The 15,887-nt window shown below is 57.5% G+C and carries 16 protein-coding genes; 11 read left to right on the top strand and 5 right to left on the bottom strand.

The features are described from left to right. From Q1B15_RS19865 to Q1B15_RS19875, 3 genes are all read left to right on the top strand, one after another. A partial coding sequence (locus Q1B15_RS19865) for an EamA family transporter (protein ID WP_299757157.1) occupies positions 1-472 on the top strand: 472 nt, incomplete at its 5' end. A gap of 6 nt (positions 473-478) precedes the next feature. Further along, a complete protein-coding gene (locus Q1B15_RS19870; RefSeq protein ID WP_299757160.1) occupies positions 479-2,260 on the top strand; it encodes an SLC13 family permease in 1,782 nt (593 codons plus the stop codon). Positions 2,261-2,842: 582 nt separating this feature from the next. After that, the gene (locus tag Q1B15_RS19875; RefSeq protein WP_299757162.1) at positions 2,843-3,583 is read left to right on the top strand and encodes a YebC/PmpR family DNA-binding transcriptional regulator; all 741 of its coding nucleotides are present in this window, start codon (positions 2,843-2,845) and stop codon (positions 3,581-3,583) included. Positions 3,584-3,641: 58 nt separating this feature from the next. On the opposite strand, the gene Q1B15_RS19880 is transcribed toward Q1B15_RS19875, so the two are convergent. Beyond that, positions 3,642-4,532 carry a LysR family transcriptional regulator ArgP gene (locus Q1B15_RS19880; protein ID WP_299757164.1) on the bottom strand — a complete coding sequence of 297 codons (891 nt, stop codon included), beginning with the start codon at positions 4,530-4,532 and terminating at the stop codon, positions 3,642-3,644. Between the two features lie 91 nt (positions 4,533-4,623). Here Q1B15_RS19880 and Q1B15_RS19885 point away from each other — a divergent pair, with 91 nt between their 5' ends. The 5 genes from Q1B15_RS19885 (at position 4,624) to Q1B15_RS19905 (ending at position 8,777) form a co-directional block, all read left to right on the top strand. Next, a complete protein-coding gene (locus Q1B15_RS19885; protein ID WP_299757167.1) occupies positions 4,624-5,223 on the top strand; it encodes a LysE/ArgO family amino acid transporter in 600 nt (199 codons plus the stop codon). 31 nt (positions 5,224-5,254) lie between these two features. After that, positions 5,255-6,163 (top strand): DMT family transporter, encoded by a 909-nt coding sequence (locus Q1B15_RS19890; RefSeq protein WP_299757169.1) that lies wholly within the window; start codon positions 5,255-5,257, stop codon positions 6,161-6,163. Positions 6,164-6,266: 103 nt separating this feature from the next. Then, positions 6,267-6,911 carry a hypothetical protein gene (locus Q1B15_RS19895; protein WP_299757172.1) on the top strand — a complete coding sequence of 215 codons (645 nt, stop codon included), beginning with the start codon at positions 6,267-6,269 and terminating at the stop codon, positions 6,909-6,911. A 73-nt stretch (positions 6,912-6,984) separates the two neighbouring features. Next, positions 6,985-8,493: a choline-sulfatase gene (betC, locus tag Q1B15_RS19900; protein WP_299757174.1), complete on the top strand. Its 1,509-nt coding sequence runs from the start codon at positions 6,985-6,987 to the stop codon at positions 8,491-8,493. Between the two features lie 98 nt (positions 8,494-8,591). After that, the gene (locus Q1B15_RS19905; protein ID WP_299757176.1) at positions 8,592-8,777 is read left to right on the top strand and encodes a hypothetical protein; all 186 of its coding nucleotides are present in this window, start codon (positions 8,592-8,594) and stop codon (positions 8,775-8,777) included. Between the two features lie 105 nt (positions 8,778-8,882). On the opposite strand, the gene Q1B15_RS19910 is transcribed toward Q1B15_RS19905, so the two are convergent. From Q1B15_RS19910 to Q1B15_RS19920, 3 genes are all read right to left on the bottom strand, one after another. Further along, positions 8,883-9,491: a hypothetical protein gene (locus tag Q1B15_RS19910; RefSeq protein ID WP_299757178.1), complete on the bottom strand. Its 609-nt coding sequence runs from the start codon at positions 9,489-9,491 to the stop codon at positions 8,883-8,885. Then, the gene (gene ilvD, locus Q1B15_RS19915; protein WP_299757180.1) at positions 9,472-11,199 is read right to left on the bottom strand and encodes a dihydroxy-acid dehydratase; all 1,728 of its coding nucleotides are present in this window, start codon (positions 11,197-11,199) and stop codon (positions 9,472-9,474) included. Before ilvD ends, Q1B15_RS19910 begins: the two co-directional genes overlap by 20 nt. A gap of 189 nt (positions 11,200-11,388) precedes the next feature. Continuing rightward, positions 11,389-11,625 carry a hypothetical protein gene (locus Q1B15_RS19920; RefSeq protein WP_299757182.1) on the bottom strand — a complete coding sequence of 79 codons (237 nt, stop codon included), beginning with the start codon at positions 11,623-11,625 and terminating at the stop codon, positions 11,389-11,391. A gap of 208 nt (positions 11,626-11,833) precedes the next feature. Here Q1B15_RS19920 and Q1B15_RS19925 point away from each other — a divergent pair, with 208 nt between their 5' ends. From Q1B15_RS19925 to Q1B15_RS19935, 3 genes are all read left to right on the top strand, one after another. Next, entirely contained in the window at positions 11,834-12,721 is an 888-nt protein-coding gene (locus Q1B15_RS19925) for a CPBP family intramembrane glutamic endopeptidase (protein ID WP_299757185.1), read from the top strand. 59 nt (positions 12,722-12,780) lie between these two features. Next, a complete protein-coding gene (accD, locus tag Q1B15_RS19930; RefSeq protein ID WP_299757187.1) occupies positions 12,781-13,704 on the top strand; it encodes an acetyl-CoA carboxylase, carboxyltransferase subunit beta in 924 nt (307 codons plus the stop codon). Between the two features lie 93 nt (positions 13,705-13,797). After that, complete coding sequence (locus tag Q1B15_RS19935) at positions 13,798-15,072, top strand: folylpolyglutamate synthase/dihydrofolate synthase family protein (protein ID WP_299757189.1); 1,275 nt, start codon at positions 13,798-13,800, stop codon at positions 15,070-15,072. Here the strand turns inward: Q1B15_RS19935 and Q1B15_RS19940 are convergent. Next, on the bottom strand, positions 15,069-15,887 hold an 819-nt coding region (locus tag Q1B15_RS19940; protein WP_299757191.1), incomplete at its 5' end, for a zinc-binding dehydrogenase. The genes Q1B15_RS19935 and Q1B15_RS19940 overlap by 4 nt on opposite strands.

A 15,887-nucleotide genomic window follows, 5' to 3' on the forward strand; every position in this document is an offset into this window, starting at 1 on the left:
CGCGATGATCGTCTTCATTCCGATCGCGCTGATCGCACCGTTGTTTTACGGCCTTGAAGGCAATGTGGTCGCGCGGTGGGGGACCGCCGGTCTGGACCCGGTTGAAGTTCTTTACGGGGCTTCGGTCGTTGGGGCGTTGATCGCGCTGCCGGTGGCGGTGGTTTCGGGCCAGTTCATTGATCCGCGCCCCCCCTGGGGGCAGCCTGATTTTGCGTTGATGATCTCGTCGATAATCCATGTCTTGGTCTATACGGCCTATGTTTGGATGGTGGGCCGAGCCGGACCGGTATTCGCGGTGCAGGTGAGTTACCTCGTCACCGGTTTCGGGGTTGGCTGGGCCATGCTTATTCTCGAAGAGAGCTATTCCGTTTGGGTCTGGGGCGCGATGGGCGTCATTCTGACGGGTGTGTTCCTTGTTCAGCCAAGCCCGCGCGCCGCGCTTGTGGAGTTGGGCGAAAGAGGCAACACTTGACGTGTTATGACACCGATTTTTGACTTTTCACCTGATGTCGCGGCCTTCCTTGCGTTGGCGGTCGTCGGCACCATGTTCCTGATGTTTCTGTGGGAGCGCTGGACGGCTGAGGTCGTGGCCATCGGCGGCGTCGCCTTGATGTTGGTCCTTGGGCTTTTGCCATATGAAAAAGGGCTTGAGGTCCTGTCGAACCCGGCGCCCTGGACGATTGCCGCCATGTTCATCGTGATGGGGGCTTTGGTGCGCACAGGGGCCTTGAGTTGGTTCACAAGCCAGGTGGAACGGCAGGCAGGCGTGCGGCCGGGGGCGGCTTTGGCAGGCTTGATGGGGTTCGTCGTCTTATCGTCTGCCGTGGTGTCGAACACGCCCGTTGTGGTCGTGATGATCCCGGTATTTGTGCAATTATCTTCAAAGCTGGGGATGTCAGCGTCGAAATTATTGATCCCTTTGTCATATGGCGCAATTTTGGGCGGAACGCTGACGCTTTTGGGAACCTCGACCAACTTGCTGGTCGACGGCGTGGCGCGCGCCCAGGGTTTGGAAGCATTTACGATCTTTGAGGTCACACCATTGGCCATCGTTTTGGTGGCGTGGGGGATGATCTACCTGCGGTATATAGCGCCGAGATTGCTGCCGGATCGAGACTCGATGGCGACCATTTTGTCGGACCGATCGAAGATGAAGTTTTTCACTGAGGTGGCCATTCCGGAAGGCAGCGATCTGATTGGGCAAGGTGTGCGCGACATTGATCTGTTCAAGCGGGATGGTGTGCGGTTGATTGATGTGTTGCGTGGTGATGCATCGCTTCGGCGCAACCTTGATGGGGTTGATTTGGCACTGGGTGACCGCGTTGTGTTGCGCACTCCTATGGCGGAAGCGCTGGGGTTGCAGCAATCGAAAGAGCTGCGGACCGTTGATAAGCTTGGATCGGTTGAGACGACGACTGTGGAGGTTCTGATCACTCCTGGATGCCGCATGGTTGGGCGATCCCTGGGCGGGCTTCGCCTTCGGCGTCGGTATGGTGTTTATACGCTGGCGGTGCATCGGCGTTCGCAGAACATCGGACGTCGGTTGGACGATCTGGTGGTGCGGGTCGGCGACACACTTTTGCTTGAGGGCGCGCCGGCGGACATTCAACGGGTAGCGGCCGATATGAAGCTGGCAGATGTGAGCCATCCCACAGAGCGGGCGTATCGGCGAAAACTGGCGCCGGTGGCTGTGGTTGCTTTGCTGGGGATTGTGGTGTTGGCGGCGTTTGGGATCGCGCCGATCTTCCTGTTGGCGATCCTGGCGGTGGCTGTTGTGTTGTTGTCGGGTTGCGTCGACGCCGAAGAAGCGTTCGAGATGATCGATGGGCGGCTATTGGCGCTTATTTTTGCGATGTTGGCCATTGGGGCCGCATTGGAGGCGACGGGAGCGATCGCGCTGATTGTGGATGCCATCGCACCGGGTTTAGGCGCTTTGCCGCCCTGGGCGATTGTCTGGGCGGTCTATTTGCTGACGTCGGTGTTGACGGAGCTTATAACCAACAATGCGGTGGCTGTTGTCGTGACACCGATTGCTATTGGATTGGCAGGCGCGCTGGGCATCGACCCAAGGCCTTTGGTTATCGCGGTGATGGTGGCGGCTTCGGCGGCGTTTGCAACGCCGATCGGATATCAGACCAATATGCTGGTTTATGGCCCGGGTGGCTATACGTTCAGCGATTTCCTGAAGGTTGGGGTGCCGCTGAACCTGAGTATTGGGCTGTTGGCGTCGTTCCTGATCCCGGTGATCTGGCCGCTTTGAAGCGGCCAGAAGAGGTGTCGGATTTGCTTTCGACTTCTGCCGCAGCGGCCGCCTTGGTGGCGCGCTTTTCCAGCTTGTTGGCCTTTTTAGCGGCGGTCTTCGCTTTCTTAGCGACCTTGCCGGCCGCTGCACTCACAGTTTCAGCGCGCTTGGAGGCCTTTTGTGCGGCGTTGGAGGCTTTCTTGGCAGCCTGCAGACGCTTTTCGGTCGGCTTTTGCCGCGCTCGACTTTGCGGCGGCCTTGCGATCTGCGCGATCATCACGCGCGCAGGATTTTTGAGATTGGAATACCGAACAGTCGGCAGAATTTGCGGTCGCGGGCGTGGGCTTGGTAACACCAATGGTTGCTATGGCAAGAAAAGCGGCTGCAAGAAGGTGGGTCACTTTCATTTCATTTACTTGTTAAAAGAAGGTAACTGTTTGACTTAACAAACTGTTTACATGCGTGATTTAGCGAATTTTAGACTAGTTTGTGATGATTTGAGTGCTTTTTGGTGAGCTGGACCTTCGCGTGGCCTCGGACTTGAGGTCCGTTTGGTGCGCGACTAGAAGGGGCGGAACGCTATAATTCGGGAGAAGTGGCATGGCAGGTCATTCAAAATGGGCAAACATCCAGCACCGCAAAGGTCGCCAGGACGCGGTACGCTCAAAGTTGTTTTCCAAGCTTTCGAAGGAAATTACCGTGGCCGCCAAGATGGGCGACCCGGACCCGGAGAAGAACCCACGGCTTCGGATGGCAGTAAAAGAAGCAAAATCAAGCTCGGTCCCCAAGGACGTTATTGATCGCGCCATTTCCAAAAGCCAGGCCGGCGATGGGGATGAGTATGAAGAAATCCGTTACGAAGGCTATGGCCCAAGTGGGGTTGCGGTGATTGTTGAAGCAATGACCGATAACCGAAACCGGACAGCTTCGACCGTGCGCTCGACCTTTGGCAAACACGGCGGCAACCTTGGCGAGACGGGCTCAGTCGGGTTCATGTTTGAGCGCAAGGGCGAGATCGTTTATCCGGGCGATATTGGCGACGAAGATATGGTGATGATGGCGGCAATCGAGGCTGGTGCCGAGGACGTTGAAAGTGCGGACGAGGGGCATACGATTTATTGCGCCGATACCGATTTGAACGAGGTGTCGACGGCGCTTGAGATCGAATTGGGCGAGGCGGAATCGACTAAGCTGATCTGGAAGCCAACCACGACGACCGAGCTTGACCTTGAAGGCGCGCAGAAGTTGTTCCGTCTGATCGAGGTTCTGGAAGACGACGATGACATTCAGCGTGTGACGGCGAACTTCGACATATCCGACGAGGTTATGGAACAACTTTAGGACGCATTCGGGTTTGGGGCTTTGCCGTGCGTCCCTTTGGACCTCACCCCAGGTATTTCTAAAAGGATGAAGCTTTTGATGCGGCTATGAGGTGGCGTCTGGCGGCTTTTTTGACGTTTTCTGTGAGAGGGGCGAGGGCCCCTTTGCCGATGCGGCTGGTTTGCCAGTAAAGAGCCGTGTCGTGGGGCAGGTCGGGATGGAGCGTAACAAGGTCTCCACGTTGGATTGCGTCGCGCACCAGTAATTCGGGGTTAAGGCCCCACCCGATGCCCAAGATTGCAGCTTCGACGAAACCGCGGGTTGAGGGCAGGTAGTGTGCGGTGAGGGTGATGTCTTTACCGGTTGCCCGGCGTGCCCATGTTTTTTGCAACCTGTCCTTTTCATTGAAAGCGAGGGCCGGGGCTTTTGCGAGGCTCTTGGGCGTGATGCCGTCTTTCAGGTGAGTTGCGACAAATTCAGGGCTGGCGGTGGCGAGGTAGCGCAGCGCCCCTAAGGGCATCACGTCCGCGCCTTGCACCGGCTCGGCGCGGGTCGTCACGGCGGCAGCGACCTCGCCACTTCGCAAGAGGTCAGCTGAATGATCCTGATCCTCGGCGCGAATTTGAAAGCGTCGATCCGAGTGTCCGCGCAAGGCTGGCAGAAACCAAGTATCGAGGCTGTCCGCATTCACAGCGAGGCACAAAGTGAGCATGTGGTCGCGTCCAAGATCGGTATCAAGTTCGGCGTCCAGACGGGCAAGCGCGTCCGCATGTGCCACAAGGCGGGCACCGGTTGCAGTGGCCTCAAGAGGGGTGCCGCGTTTCAGAACCGGGGAGCCGACTCGGTCTTCAAGGGCGCGGATGCGTTGCGAAATCGCCGATTGCGTCACCGCCAGATGATCGGCGGCAGCCTCGAAGCTTCCGGTTCTCATGATCGCAGAAAGCGCCGCGAGTTGGGGATGTTCAAACATTAGAAAAACTTATCTATAGTTGTTTTCTTTAATTTGCATGATGATGTGATGCGTGGTCAATGGCCATTGCTGCACCACGGGAATTCGCAAAATGACAGCGGTACTATCAGGTTTTGCACTTGGGATTTCATTGATCCTTGCGATCGGAGCGCAGAATGCATTCGTTTTGCGCCAGGGGGTCCGTGGAGAACACGTTGGCGTGGTTGTTGCGGTCTGCGTTATCTCGGATGCTATTTTAATTATTGCCGGTGTGGCCGGGTTTGGCGCATTGACCGAGGCGATGCCGGTCTTTGAGACCCTTCTGCGTTGGGGGGGCGCAGCGTTTTTGCTGGCCTACGGCGCTTGGGCTTTTTGGCGCGCCTTTTCTTCCATGGACGCTTTGGATGCGGGCAAAGACAGGGATCAGGGACGGCGCGCAGCAATCGCTACGGTCTTGGCGCTTACGTGGCTCAATCCGCATGTCTATCTTGATACGGTGGTCTTGCTGGGATCGGTTGCGGCGCAATTCGGCGAGGACCGGTGGCTGTTTGCGCTGGGGGCGGTGACTGCGTCAACGCTGTTTTTCGGCAGCCTTGGGTTTGGCGCACGACTTTTGCAGCCCGTTTTTGCGCGGCCCGGCGCGTGGCGCGTTCTTGACGCCGGTGTCGGGCTTTTGATGTGGACTTTGGCGGTCTATCTTATCGTGCCTTGAGGGCGCTGGGAGAGCGGCGCATAAGCAGGCAATGAGCGCTCCTGCCGCCTTGCAAGCAAACCGACCGGGACTTGGCATTTTCTGGATGCTCGTTACGGGGCTTTTCTTTGTTGCGGTCACGGCGTTGGTAAAGCACGGAGCGCAGGACTTGCCTGCGGCGCAATCTGCGTTCTTGAGATACGTTATCGGGCTTGTGTTTCTCGCCCCGCTTTTAAAGCCAATTCTGGCGGCAGGTCTGACCCGAAAACAGGTGATCTTATTTGGATGGCGAGGTATGGCGCACTCCATCGGTGTGATCCTGTGGTTTTTTGCAATGACGCGTATCACGGTCGCTGAGGTGACTGCGATGAACTATATGGCGCCGGTTTACATCACGATTGGGGCGGCCTTGTTCCTTGGAGAGCGGTTGGCGCTGCGGCGTATTATGGCGATTGGTTTGGCCTTCATTGGAGCACTCATCATATTGCGACCCGGGTTTCGCGAATTGAGCCCGGGACATTTTGCAATGTTGGGGACGGCGGTTTTGTTTGCGATCAGCTATCTGATGGCAAAGCAGTTTTCAGGGCAGGTTTCTGCCGCGGTCATAGTCGGAATGTTGTCGCTGTTTTGCACAATCGGGCTGGCGCCTTTCGCCTTTGCGGTGTGGCAGACGCCGACATTGGCTGAGATCGGGTGGATGGCCTTGGTCGCACTTTTTGCGACGTCTGGGCACTATACGATGACTTTGGCTTTTGCGGCCGCCCCGGTGACCGTGACGCAGCCGGTAACCTATCTTCAATTGATCTGGGCGACGCTTCTGGGGCTTTGGGCGTTTGGCGAGCCAGTGGATGGTTGGGTGCTGTTGGGTGGGTCTATCATTCTTGCCTCAGTGACATTCATCACTATTCGCGAAGCGATGCTGAAGCGACGCCATGCTGCAGTTGGTGGCTTTGAGAGCTAGGCGGCGGATCGCGCAAGTGATTTTTCGCCAATATTTCCCCATCATTTTGCCATTTTCCACAGCCACCCAAGACTTTGACATAGTATCGTGAGGACGTTTGGTTATGAGCGGACAAGGCACAGGCACACCGGATCGGGGTTTTCAGAACCGCATCAACCGGGTGCAAGAATTACGCGCGCCGATTGAAGCGGCGCGTCCGCGAGTGGACGTTCTTCCGGACTGGAGAGAAAACGTGCGGTATCCGGCGACCCTTGTCGGTATGGCCTTGCTTGGGATGTTGGCGGTTTTCATCGCTCGATTTGTCCGGTTCCATTTGATTGGCGGAACGCTGTCAGGTGATGCACCTGATATCACGATGCTGATTGATGCGGGACTTGCAGCGCTTGCTGGTTTGATGATCTTAGCCGCCTTTGGATTGACCGCACGCCAGTTGAGCCGTGGGGAAGGTCAGGGCGTTTTCAGCCTGAAAACCTTAGGCGAAAATTCGGTAAAGGCGGCTCTTGTCGCTGGGATAGCGATCATGATCGGGACGATGCAAAACATGGTGCATTCAATGCCGTCGGTTTTCAAGTTGGTGTTCTCTGAAGAATGGACTGAAGACGTTGTTACCTATTCCGAGCCAGGATCGATTTACTTCCGTGGAAATTACTACGTGGTGCTTCCGCAGGCTGAGGACGCCGCGCCCGTTGATGCGGATGCTCCTGAGGAGGGAGAAAAGAAAGCCTTACCGAAAGTGCGCCGCCTTTAGCTCTGATATTCGGGATTGACCCGGACTGTCGCGTCGGGTGCTGTCGCCAAGACATTGGCGAGGAGCATCCAATATGGCGCAACCCAACATCCTGATCGTTATGGTAGACCAGTTGGCCGGGACATTTTTTCCGGATGGTCCGGCTGATTGGCTGCATGCGCCGCATCTAAAAGCGCTTGCCGCGCGATCCTTGCGCTTTGCCAATACCTATACAGCTTCGCCGCTTTGTGCTCCGGGGCGGGGCGGGTTCATGTCGTCGATGCTGCCCTCAAAGACAGGAATCTATGACAATGCCGCCGAGTTTCGTGCTGATATTCCGACGTTTGCACATCATTTGCGGGGGGCGGGGTATGCCACCTGTCTGTCCGGCAAAATGCATTTCGTGGGTCCTGACCAACTTCATGGGTTTGAAGAGCGACTGACGACGGATATATACCCCGCCGATTTTGGTTGGACGCCGGACTATCGAAAGCCGGGGGAACGGATCGACTGGTGGTATCACAACATGGGGTCGGTGACGGGGGCTGGTGTGGCCGAGATCTCCAATCAGATGGAGTACGACGACGAGGTGGCGCATCTGGCCGAAGCCAAACTTTACGATCTTGCGCGCGGAAGTGACGAACGGCCTTGGTGCCTGACGGTAAGTTTTACGCACCCGCATGATCCGTATGTCGCGCGGCGTCGCTACTGGGATCTCTATGAGAGTTGTGCGCATTTGTCGCCGCAGGTCGCGGCACTGGATTACAACGATCATGACCCGCACTCGCAGCGGATTTTTGATGCAAATGACTGGCGCAGCTACGACATTACCGAAGATCATGTGCGCCGCGCACGACAAGCGTATTTCGCCAATATCTCGTATTTGGACGACAAGATTGGCGCGATCCTGCGAGTTTTGGAAGACACGCGACAGGAGGCCGTGGTCGTTTTCGTGTCGGACCACGGCGACATGCTGGGAGAGCGCGGTCTTTGGTTCAAGATGAGCATGTTTGACGGGTCGTCGCGGGTACCATTGATGATTTCCATGGCTGGGATTAAGCCGGGACGCATTGATGCGCCGGTGTCGACTTTGGACGTGGGACCAACTTTGGCGGACCTGGCCGGGATCGATTTGGCGGCGATTTCGGAGTGGACGGATGGCGAAAGTCTCTTGCCGATGGCCTCTGGTGCTGCGCGATCGGGTCCGGTTCCGATCGAATACGCCGCCGAGGCAACGGTGGCGCCAATCGTGGCGTTGCGCGAGGGGGACTTTAAGTTTGTCCGCTGCGCGATTGATCCTGAATTGCTATTCAATTTGGCGGATGATCCCAACGAGCGGATAAACTTGGCGGGTGACGCCCGGCTTACCCAAACGCTTGCAGGCTTTCGCGCGGCGGCGGATGAACGGTGGGATTTGGGCCGTTTTGATGCGGATGTGCGGGCAAGCCAGGCCCGGCGGTTGGTGGTGTACGATGCGCTTCGCAAGGGTGGGTACTACCCGTGGGATTTCCAGCCATTAAAGACGGCATCTGAGCGGTTCATGCGCAACCACATGGACCTAAACGTGTTGGAAGATAGTCAACGGTTTCCGCGCGGGGAATGAGGGTTCTGCCGCCTGCCAAAATTGGGGCTCTGCCCCGAGCTTTCGGCCTCACCCCAGGGTCTTTCTGAAAGGATGAAGCGGGATCAGGTTTCTGCGCAGTGGCACCGGAACGCACGCTTCAGGAGATCAAGTTCGGTACGCAAAAGCGCGATTTCCGCGTGGAGGTCATTTTCGAGGACTTCGCCTTGGATGATGGTTTCATGCGCCAGTGCCTATCCTGTCTCAGCGTCCTTAACGACAAAGGTCTGTACTTCGTTGGTGATTTTCGTTGGCACAATTGCTGACCCGCTTTGAACACATGATGTTGCCTGCACCCTAGAGCCCCCCATATGCAGGCAGCGATGGAGATTCTGTTGGGATCGTTTATCTTTGGATAATTCGTGCGAGCGTCAGGTATCGTTGGCAGCTTTAAGCTGATTTATCTGAGCATTAAGCGTGGCAATGCTTTGATTGCGGCTTACCGGACTGTTGGCCACGTTGATAAGGGACACAGTCACGAACCGGCCTTCGATGTCGAAAAGAGCGCGCCAGTAGTCTTCGCCTGCATTCAACGGGCCACCACTTTTGTCGAGGGCGTGCAGAAATAGGGTGTCGTCACGTGTTGCAACTTCGAGGAGGTCGAGGCTGGCGGCGCGTCCGTCGCGGGCAAGCAAGGCACGGCCCTGTTCAGAGGTTAAAAAGGCCGCGAGACTTTCGACCGGGGGCGTTGAAATCGATTCTTTCTCGACCGAGATTGTTACGATGGCTTCGATTTTTGGGCTGGGTAAAAGCGCATTTCGTGCAATCGCCGCACAGCTGCCAAGAACAATGACGGCTGCACCAGATCGCGCCTGCGAGGTGGATTGGTCGATGCACCATCCGCGTGCTCCGGCAATGACCATCCCGTCAGGAAGCTGAACTTGCATCGGTGCATTTCGCGTCACGTTTAGCCCTGCGCTGCAGGCCGCTAGCATCAAACCCGCGGCCAGAAGCGAGACTTTAGAGGTCCATGTAGACATGCTTTTCCTCTTTGGCGCCGGGGTGCGTGCAAGCCCCCAGTTTGGCAGACCCAACCAGTCGGGCGTACTTCCAAAGGGCACCGGACGCATAGATCGTCTCTTTCGGTCCCTTCCAGTTTTCTTTGCGCTCGGCCAGTTCGTCGTCGGTGAGATTGACCGACAACTCGCCAGTTGTCGCATCGATGGTGATGATGTCGCCGTCTATCAAAGTGGCAATGGGGCCACCGTGGGCACTTTCAGGCCCGACATGGCCGACGCAGAAGCCCCGCGTCGCGCCCGAGAAACGACCGTCGGTAATAAGAGCAACTTTTTTGCCCATGCCTTGACCGGAAAGCGCGGCGGTGGTGGCCAGCATTTCGCGCATGCCGGGGCCGCCAGCGGGCCCTTCATTGCGGATCACCAGCACTTCGCCCTCTTTATAGGTGCGGGCCTTAACGGCCTCGAAGGCCTCTTCTTCGCTTTCAAACACGCGGGCAGGGCCGACGAAGCGTTGGTGCTGGGTCGGGATGCCCGCGACTTTGACGATCGCGCCTTCGGGTGCAAGGTTGCCTTTCAAGCCGACAACGCCGCCTGTGGGAGTGATCGGGGTTTCGACCTCGAAGATGACTTTTCCATCCGCTTTCCGGGTGATGCGGTCTAGTTCTTCGCCCATCGAATGGCCGGTTACTGTCATGCAGTCTTCGTGGATCAGCCCGGCCTTGCGCAGTTCGTTCAGAACGACCGGAACGCCACCTGCTTCGTAGAGGTCTTTGGCGACGTATTGGCCGCCCGGTTTCAGGTCGACGAAATAGGGTGTTTCGCGGAAGATGTCGCAGACGTCATCGAGGTCGAAGTCGATTCCGGCTTCGTGGGCAATTGCGGGAAGGTGGAGGCCCGCGTTTGTGGAGCCACCGGTGCAGGCGACGATACGAGCCGCGTTTTCCAGGGATCGACGCGTGACTATATCGCGGGCGCGGATATTCTTTTCAATCAGGTTCATCACGGCCACACCGGAGGCTTCGCCATAGGAGTCGCGACTTTCGTATGGGGCGGGAGCGCCGGACGAGTTTGGCAGGGCAAGACCGATAGCCTCGGAAACGCAGGCCATGGTATTGGCAGTGAACTGCCCGCCGCAGGCACCGGCCGAAGGGCAGGCGACGCGTTCAAGGATCGCGAGTTGTTCGTCCGAGTAGTTGCCTGCCTGATGCTGGCCGACGGCCTCAAACACGTCCTGCACAGTGACGTCCTTGCCATCAAGGCGGCCCGGTAGGATCGATCCGCCATAAATGAAGACCGACGGCGTGTTGAGGCGCACCATTGCCATCATCATTCCAGGAAGAGACTTGTCGCAGCCTGCGAGGCCGACAAGCGCGTCATAGCAATGACCGCGCATGGTCAGCTCGACTGTATCCGCGATGGCTTCACGGGACGCCAACGAAGACCGCATGCCTTCGTGACCCATCGCAATTCCGTCTGTGACAGTGATTGTGGTGAACTCGCGCGGTGTGCCTTGGGCCGACTTAACGCCCATCTTCACGGCCTGTGCCTGACGGTTCAGCGAGATGTTACAGGGCGCGGCTTCGTTCCAGCATGTCGCGACGCCGACCCAGGGTTGTTTTATTTCTTCCTCGGAAATTCCCATCGCGTAGAAATACGAGCGATGCGGCGCGCGGGCCGGGCCTTCGGTGACGTGACGGCTGGGCAGATGAGAGTTGTCTATTTTGGTCATTGGTTTTGCCTCCCGGGGACGAACGCGTGAGGGATAGGCGAGGCTTCCGCCCACGGCAAGGCTTGGGGGCAAATTTCCGGGTTTTGGCGGTGATTTAGTTCGTTTTGTTGCGACGTGAGCGGTCGGATACCCGGCTGAGCGCAAAGAGTGCGGACGCCAGAAGGACGGCAGGAGCAGGGGCTGAAACCGTCAGCGGGGCTGGTTCGCGGGGGCGGTAAAGCGCTCGGGCTTTCGGGGCTCTGTGGCCAATGATCCGCCGGCGAGACGATGCCGGTGACGCAGGAATGCAAAGGCCGTCGCTGCGACAGATGCTGCGCGGTAGCGGCCTTTGCCCCTGAGGTATTGGCCGGTGAGGTTGCCGGTCGGGTTTCTGGCGGCGTGTTTCGAGGGCACGGAATTCTGAGCGGCCTCTATAGCGTCCAGCATCGAGCGCATGCCTCTTGCGGGTCAATGTGCGGCATCGAAAGGCACTGGAAGAACCAAAAGGCAAAGCGATAGCAACCCCGAAAGGGAGTGTGGTATCGTGGACCCAATCAGCTTCAAACTTTCGTGCTTTGCTTGAAGGGTTTTGGTTAGGATTGCCTTATCTTAAACCGTATAACTTTCTGGACTTTGGCTAGAACTCGGAGTTTCAATGGCATACGCACGCTTTGCTCCGATGATTTCCGCGGCCGCTCGCCGTCCTGCGCTATGGCGCATCATTGTGGGCATACTTACCGCGGGTTTTTTGCTGATTTCTTGGCTTTTTACCATAGCGATTGCGCTTTCACTGACCCAAGAAACGTCCGTATTTGCGGCTTTAGGAGCCATCACCGGCGGCAATCCGGCGACGCCGGGTGGCGCGATCATCTTTTTGCTGATTGTTGGAGGCCTTGGGCTTTCAACGCTTCTGGCTGCACGGTTCTGGCAGGGCCGAAATACTGTTTCCCTGACCGGCGCCGCACCGCGAACATTGCGCCATTTTGTCGTGGCTGCCGCGATAACGGGGGGCATTGCCGCGATTTTGATGCTTGTCCCGACCGAGCGGGACGGCGCCATCGAGCGCAATATGGACTTTGGCCTTTGGCTGGCGTGGCTGCCGTTCGCGCTTTTTGCGCTGGCGGCACAGACGGGGGCCGAGGAGCTATTTTTCCGTGGGTACCTGCAATCGCAAGTGGCGGCACGGTTTCGCAGCCCTGTTGTTTGGCTTGTTGTGCCCGCTTTGGCCTTTGGCGCGGCCCATTATTCTCCGACGCTTCCGCCGGATGTAGCCATCGCCTATATTGGGTTCGCAGCACTTTTCGGCCTGCTTGCGGGCGACCTGACGGCGCGCACCGGAAGCATCGGTGCGGCCTGGGGATTTCATTTCGCCAATAACACGATTGCGGTCACCATCATTGCGGCCGACGGCACGATAACCGGGCTTGGTTTGTTTCGTTCTACGACAGGGATCGAGGAGATTGCAGATCTGAGCCCCTGGATATTGGCCGATTTGGGAGCACTCATTTTTGTGTGGTGGTTGATCCGCCGTGTGCTTGACTGATTGCAATCACCGCGCGCGCCAATTATCTGGGGTAAAACCTTAAAGGTCACGGGCGCCTTATGAACTGGATTTCTAACTACGTCAGGCCAAAGATTAACTCGCTGTTTTCGCGCAGAGAGGTGCCGGAGAATCTCTGGACCAAATGTGCGGAATGCGGAGCCATGTTGTTCCACCGCGAATTGGCCGAGAACCTGAACGTTTGCACCAATTGTGATCACCATATGGGGATCACACCGCGTGATCGCTTCCATGCGCTGTTCGACAACGGCATTTTTGTCGAAGTTAAGGTGCCGACGCCAATTGCCGACCCGCTGCAGTTTCGTGACCAGAAGAAATATCCCGAACGTCTGAAGACCGCTCAACGCAGCACCGGCGAAGCCGAAGCGATGCTGGTGGCCGAAGGCGAGATGGGGCGCACACCGATCGTGGCCGTCGCACAGGATTTTGGCTTCATGGGTGGCTCGATGGGGATGTTCGTGGGCAATGCGATCATCGCGGCGGCAGAACGTGCCGTCGAGTTGAAGCGGCCCTTGGTATTGTTTTCGGCCGCTGGTGGCGCACGCATGCAGGAAGGTATTCTCAGCCTGATGCAGATGCCGCGCACGACTGTGGCAGTCGAAATGGTGAAGGAAGCCGGGCTGCCTTATGTGGTCGTTCTGACGCATCCAACGACTGGCGGCGTTACAGCATCCTATGCGATGCTTGGAGACGTCCACATCGCCGAACCGAATGCCCTGATTTGTTTTGCGGGACCACGGGTGATTGAACAGACGATCCGAGAGAAGCTGCCCGAGGGCTTTCAGCGGGCTGAATATCTATTGGATCACGGAATGCTCGATCGCGTGACGCACAGGCGAGATATGAAAAACGAGTTGGTGACGATCCTGCGCATGTTGACCGGGATGAGCCCGCCGGTCATGGGCGATTTGCCGTCTCCAGAAAGCTTGGCAGCGGAAGCGAATGAAGAAAAGGCCGAAAGCTGACGTTTTCGGACCCTTTGGCTTCGCCTTCTTGGGTGCTTTCGTCGCAAAAGTGATCTTAAACTTTCCTAACCGTGACCGCAGGAACTGCCGACAATGACGAGAGATACGTCTGACGCCATCCTCGCCCGGATGATGGCGCTTCATCCCAAGATCATCGACTTGACGCTGGATCGGATGTGGCGGTGTCTCAGTGCGGTCGGGGATCCGCATTTATCAGTGCCCCCAGTGATCCATGTGGCCGGTACCAACGGCAAAGGCTCGACCCAAGCGATGATCCGCGCGGGCATCGAGGCGGCAGGCCAAAGCGCACATGCTTACACATCGCCTCATCTGGCACGGTTTCACGAGCGCATTCGCGTTGCGGGCGAGGTCATAAGCGAAGACCTTTTGTCGAGTTTTCTTGACGAAGTTTACGCCGCGAACGGCGGCGGCTCGATCACTTATTTCGAGATCACAACCGTGGCTGCGTTTCTGGCCTTTGCACGCAAAAAAGCGAATTGGACTCTGCTGGAGGTCGGGTTGGGCGGACGCCACGATGCGACGAATGTGATTGCGAAGCCTGAACTTACAATCATTACCAAAATTGACTTGGACCATCAGCAATTCCTTGGCGAGACCATCCCTGAGATCGCGTATCAAAAAGCCGGGATTATCAAACAAAACGTGCCTGTTGTGGTTGGCCCTCAACACGACGCAGCACTTGAGGTGATCGAAAAAGAGGCGATGCGATATTCCGCGCCCGTCTTGGCCTACGGTCAGCATTGGCATGTGGGTGAGGAGAACGGCCGGCTTGTCTATCAGGACGAAAGAGGTCTTTTGGACCTACCGCCGCCAAATTTGCGCGGGCCACATCAGTTTGGGAATGCCGGGATGGCAATCGCAGCTTTGAGGCATCTTGGATTTGACGAGGCAGCCTGCGAGGGCGCGGTAAGCAAGGCGTTTTGGCCCGCACGAATGCAGCGTTTGCGGGAAGGCGCGCTCGTGGATCGCGCGCCACATGCCGAGTTGTGGCTGGACGGCGGCCACAATCCAGCGGCGGGCAAAGCCCTTGCGGAAACGCTTGCTGGCTTGCCGAAGCGCGCGACACATTTAATCTGCGGAATGCTGTCCACCAAGGATGTGGTTGGCTATTTGCGTCCCTTGGCGGAACACGCCGAGACACTTCATGCAATTGCTATTCCGGGCGAAGCGGCGACCTTGCCAGCCGAGGAAACTGCAGCGGCTGCGCGGGAGGTAGGACTTTCGACACACGTGGCAAAATCGCTTGATGCCGCGTTGGCGGACATCCTTGAAAGCGATCCTGAAGCGCGGATTTTGATCTGCGGGTCGCTATATCTGGCAGGCGCCGTGCTGCGCCAGAACGGCTAGGCCTTTCGCACTTTCAATACGATTTTCCCGATGTAGTCTTTCTGTTTGAAGACTTCTTGCGCCACGGCAATATCTTCCAGAGCGAAGGTTTCGGCCACGAGCGGTTTGATTGCTCCGGTCTCGATGAGATGGACAAGGTTCCCGAATACCTCAGGTTCCAAAGTCGTACATCCGAAGAAAGTGAGATCCTTCAGATAAAGCGTGCGCACATCCAGTTCGACGAGTGGTCCACCAACCGCGCCTGCGACGGCGTAGCGTCCGCCCGGACGCAAAACATCCAGAAGCTTGGGCCATTCCGGGCCTGCGACAAGATCAATGACGACGCTTACGCTGTTGGCTCCAAGGGCTTGGATCAGATCATCATTTCGCGAGAGCGCTTTGCTTGCGCCAAATTCCAGAAGGGCGGCGGACTTTGCCGGACTTGTGACCGCGATGACTTCTGCACCGCGTGCGACGGCAAGCTGGATCGCCGCCGATCCGACGCCGCCTGAAGCCCCGGTGATCAGTACGCGGTCGCCTTTTGCCACGCTCGCGCGGGTCAGCATGTTTTCGGCCGTTGAATACGAACAGGGGAATGAAGCAAGTTCGATGTCAGACAGCGTGCTGTCGATCGGATAGGCGTGACGGGCAGCGACGGTGGTGTACTCGGCAAATCCGCCATCGCATTCCGAGCCAAAGAACCATGGTGTTTCAAGCGCTTGCCCGTTGTGCTCCTGGAGGCATGGCTCGACCAGAACGCGTTCGCCGATGCGGGCCGGGTCGACGCCCTCGCCGACAGCGACGATATCGCCGCAGACATCAATGCCTTGAATGCG

Origin of the sequence: uncultured Boseongicola sp. (genome assembly GCF_937988555.1) — a bacterium.
Taxonomy (GTDB): domain Bacteria; phylum Pseudomonadota; class Alphaproteobacteria; order Rhodobacterales; family Rhodobacteraceae; genus Boseongicola.

Excerpts from the sequence above, each read along its gene's own strand:
- Q1B15_RS19870 (WP_299757160.1), top strand. The coding sequence starts at position 479 with ATGACACCGATTTTTGACTTTTCACCTGATGTCGCGGCCTTCCTTGCG.
- Q1B15_RS19925 (WP_299757185.1), top strand. The coding sequence starts at position 11,834 with ATGGCATACGCACGCTTTGCTCCGATGATTTCCGCGGCCGCTCGCCGT.
- Q1B15_RS19895 (WP_299757172.1), top strand. The coding sequence starts at position 6,267 with ATGAGCGGACAAGGCACAGGCACACCGGATCGGGGTTTTCAGAACCGC.
- Q1B15_RS19935 (WP_299757189.1), top strand. The coding sequence starts at position 13,798 with ATGACGAGAGATACGTCTGACGCCATCCTCGCCCGGATGATGGCGCTT.
- Q1B15_RS19890 (WP_299757169.1), top strand. The coding sequence starts at position 5,255 with ATGAGCGCTCCTGCCGCCTTGCAAGCAAACCGACCGGGACTTGGCATT.
- Q1B15_RS19920 (WP_299757182.1), bottom strand. The coding sequence starts at position 11,625 with ATGCTGGACGCTATAGAGGCCGCTCAGAATTCCGTGCCCTCGAAACAC.
- betC (WP_299757174.1), top strand. The coding sequence starts at position 6,985 with ATGGCGCAACCCAACATCCTGATCGTTATGGTAGACCAGTTGGCCGGG.
- Q1B15_RS19910 (WP_299757178.1), bottom strand. The coding sequence starts at position 9,491 with ATGTCTACATGGACCTCTAAAGTCTCGCTTCTGGCCGCGGGTTTGATG.
- accD (WP_299757187.1), top strand. The coding sequence starts at position 12,781 with ATGAACTGGATTTCTAACTACGTCAGGCCAAAGATTAACTCGCTGTTT.
- Q1B15_RS19875 (WP_299757162.1), top strand. The coding sequence starts at position 2,843 with ATGGCAGGTCATTCAAAATGGGCAAACATCCAGCACCGCAAAGGTCGC.
- ilvD (WP_299757180.1), bottom strand. The coding sequence starts at position 11,199 with ATGACCAAAATAGACAACTCTCATCTGCCCAGCCGTCACGTCACCGAA.
- Q1B15_RS19880 (WP_299757164.1), bottom strand. The coding sequence starts at position 4,532 with ATGTTTGAACATCCCCAACTCGCGGCGCTTTCTGCGATCATGAGAACC.
- Q1B15_RS19885 (WP_299757167.1), top strand. The coding sequence starts at position 4,624 with ATGACAGCGGTACTATCAGGTTTTGCACTTGGGATTTCATTGATCCTT.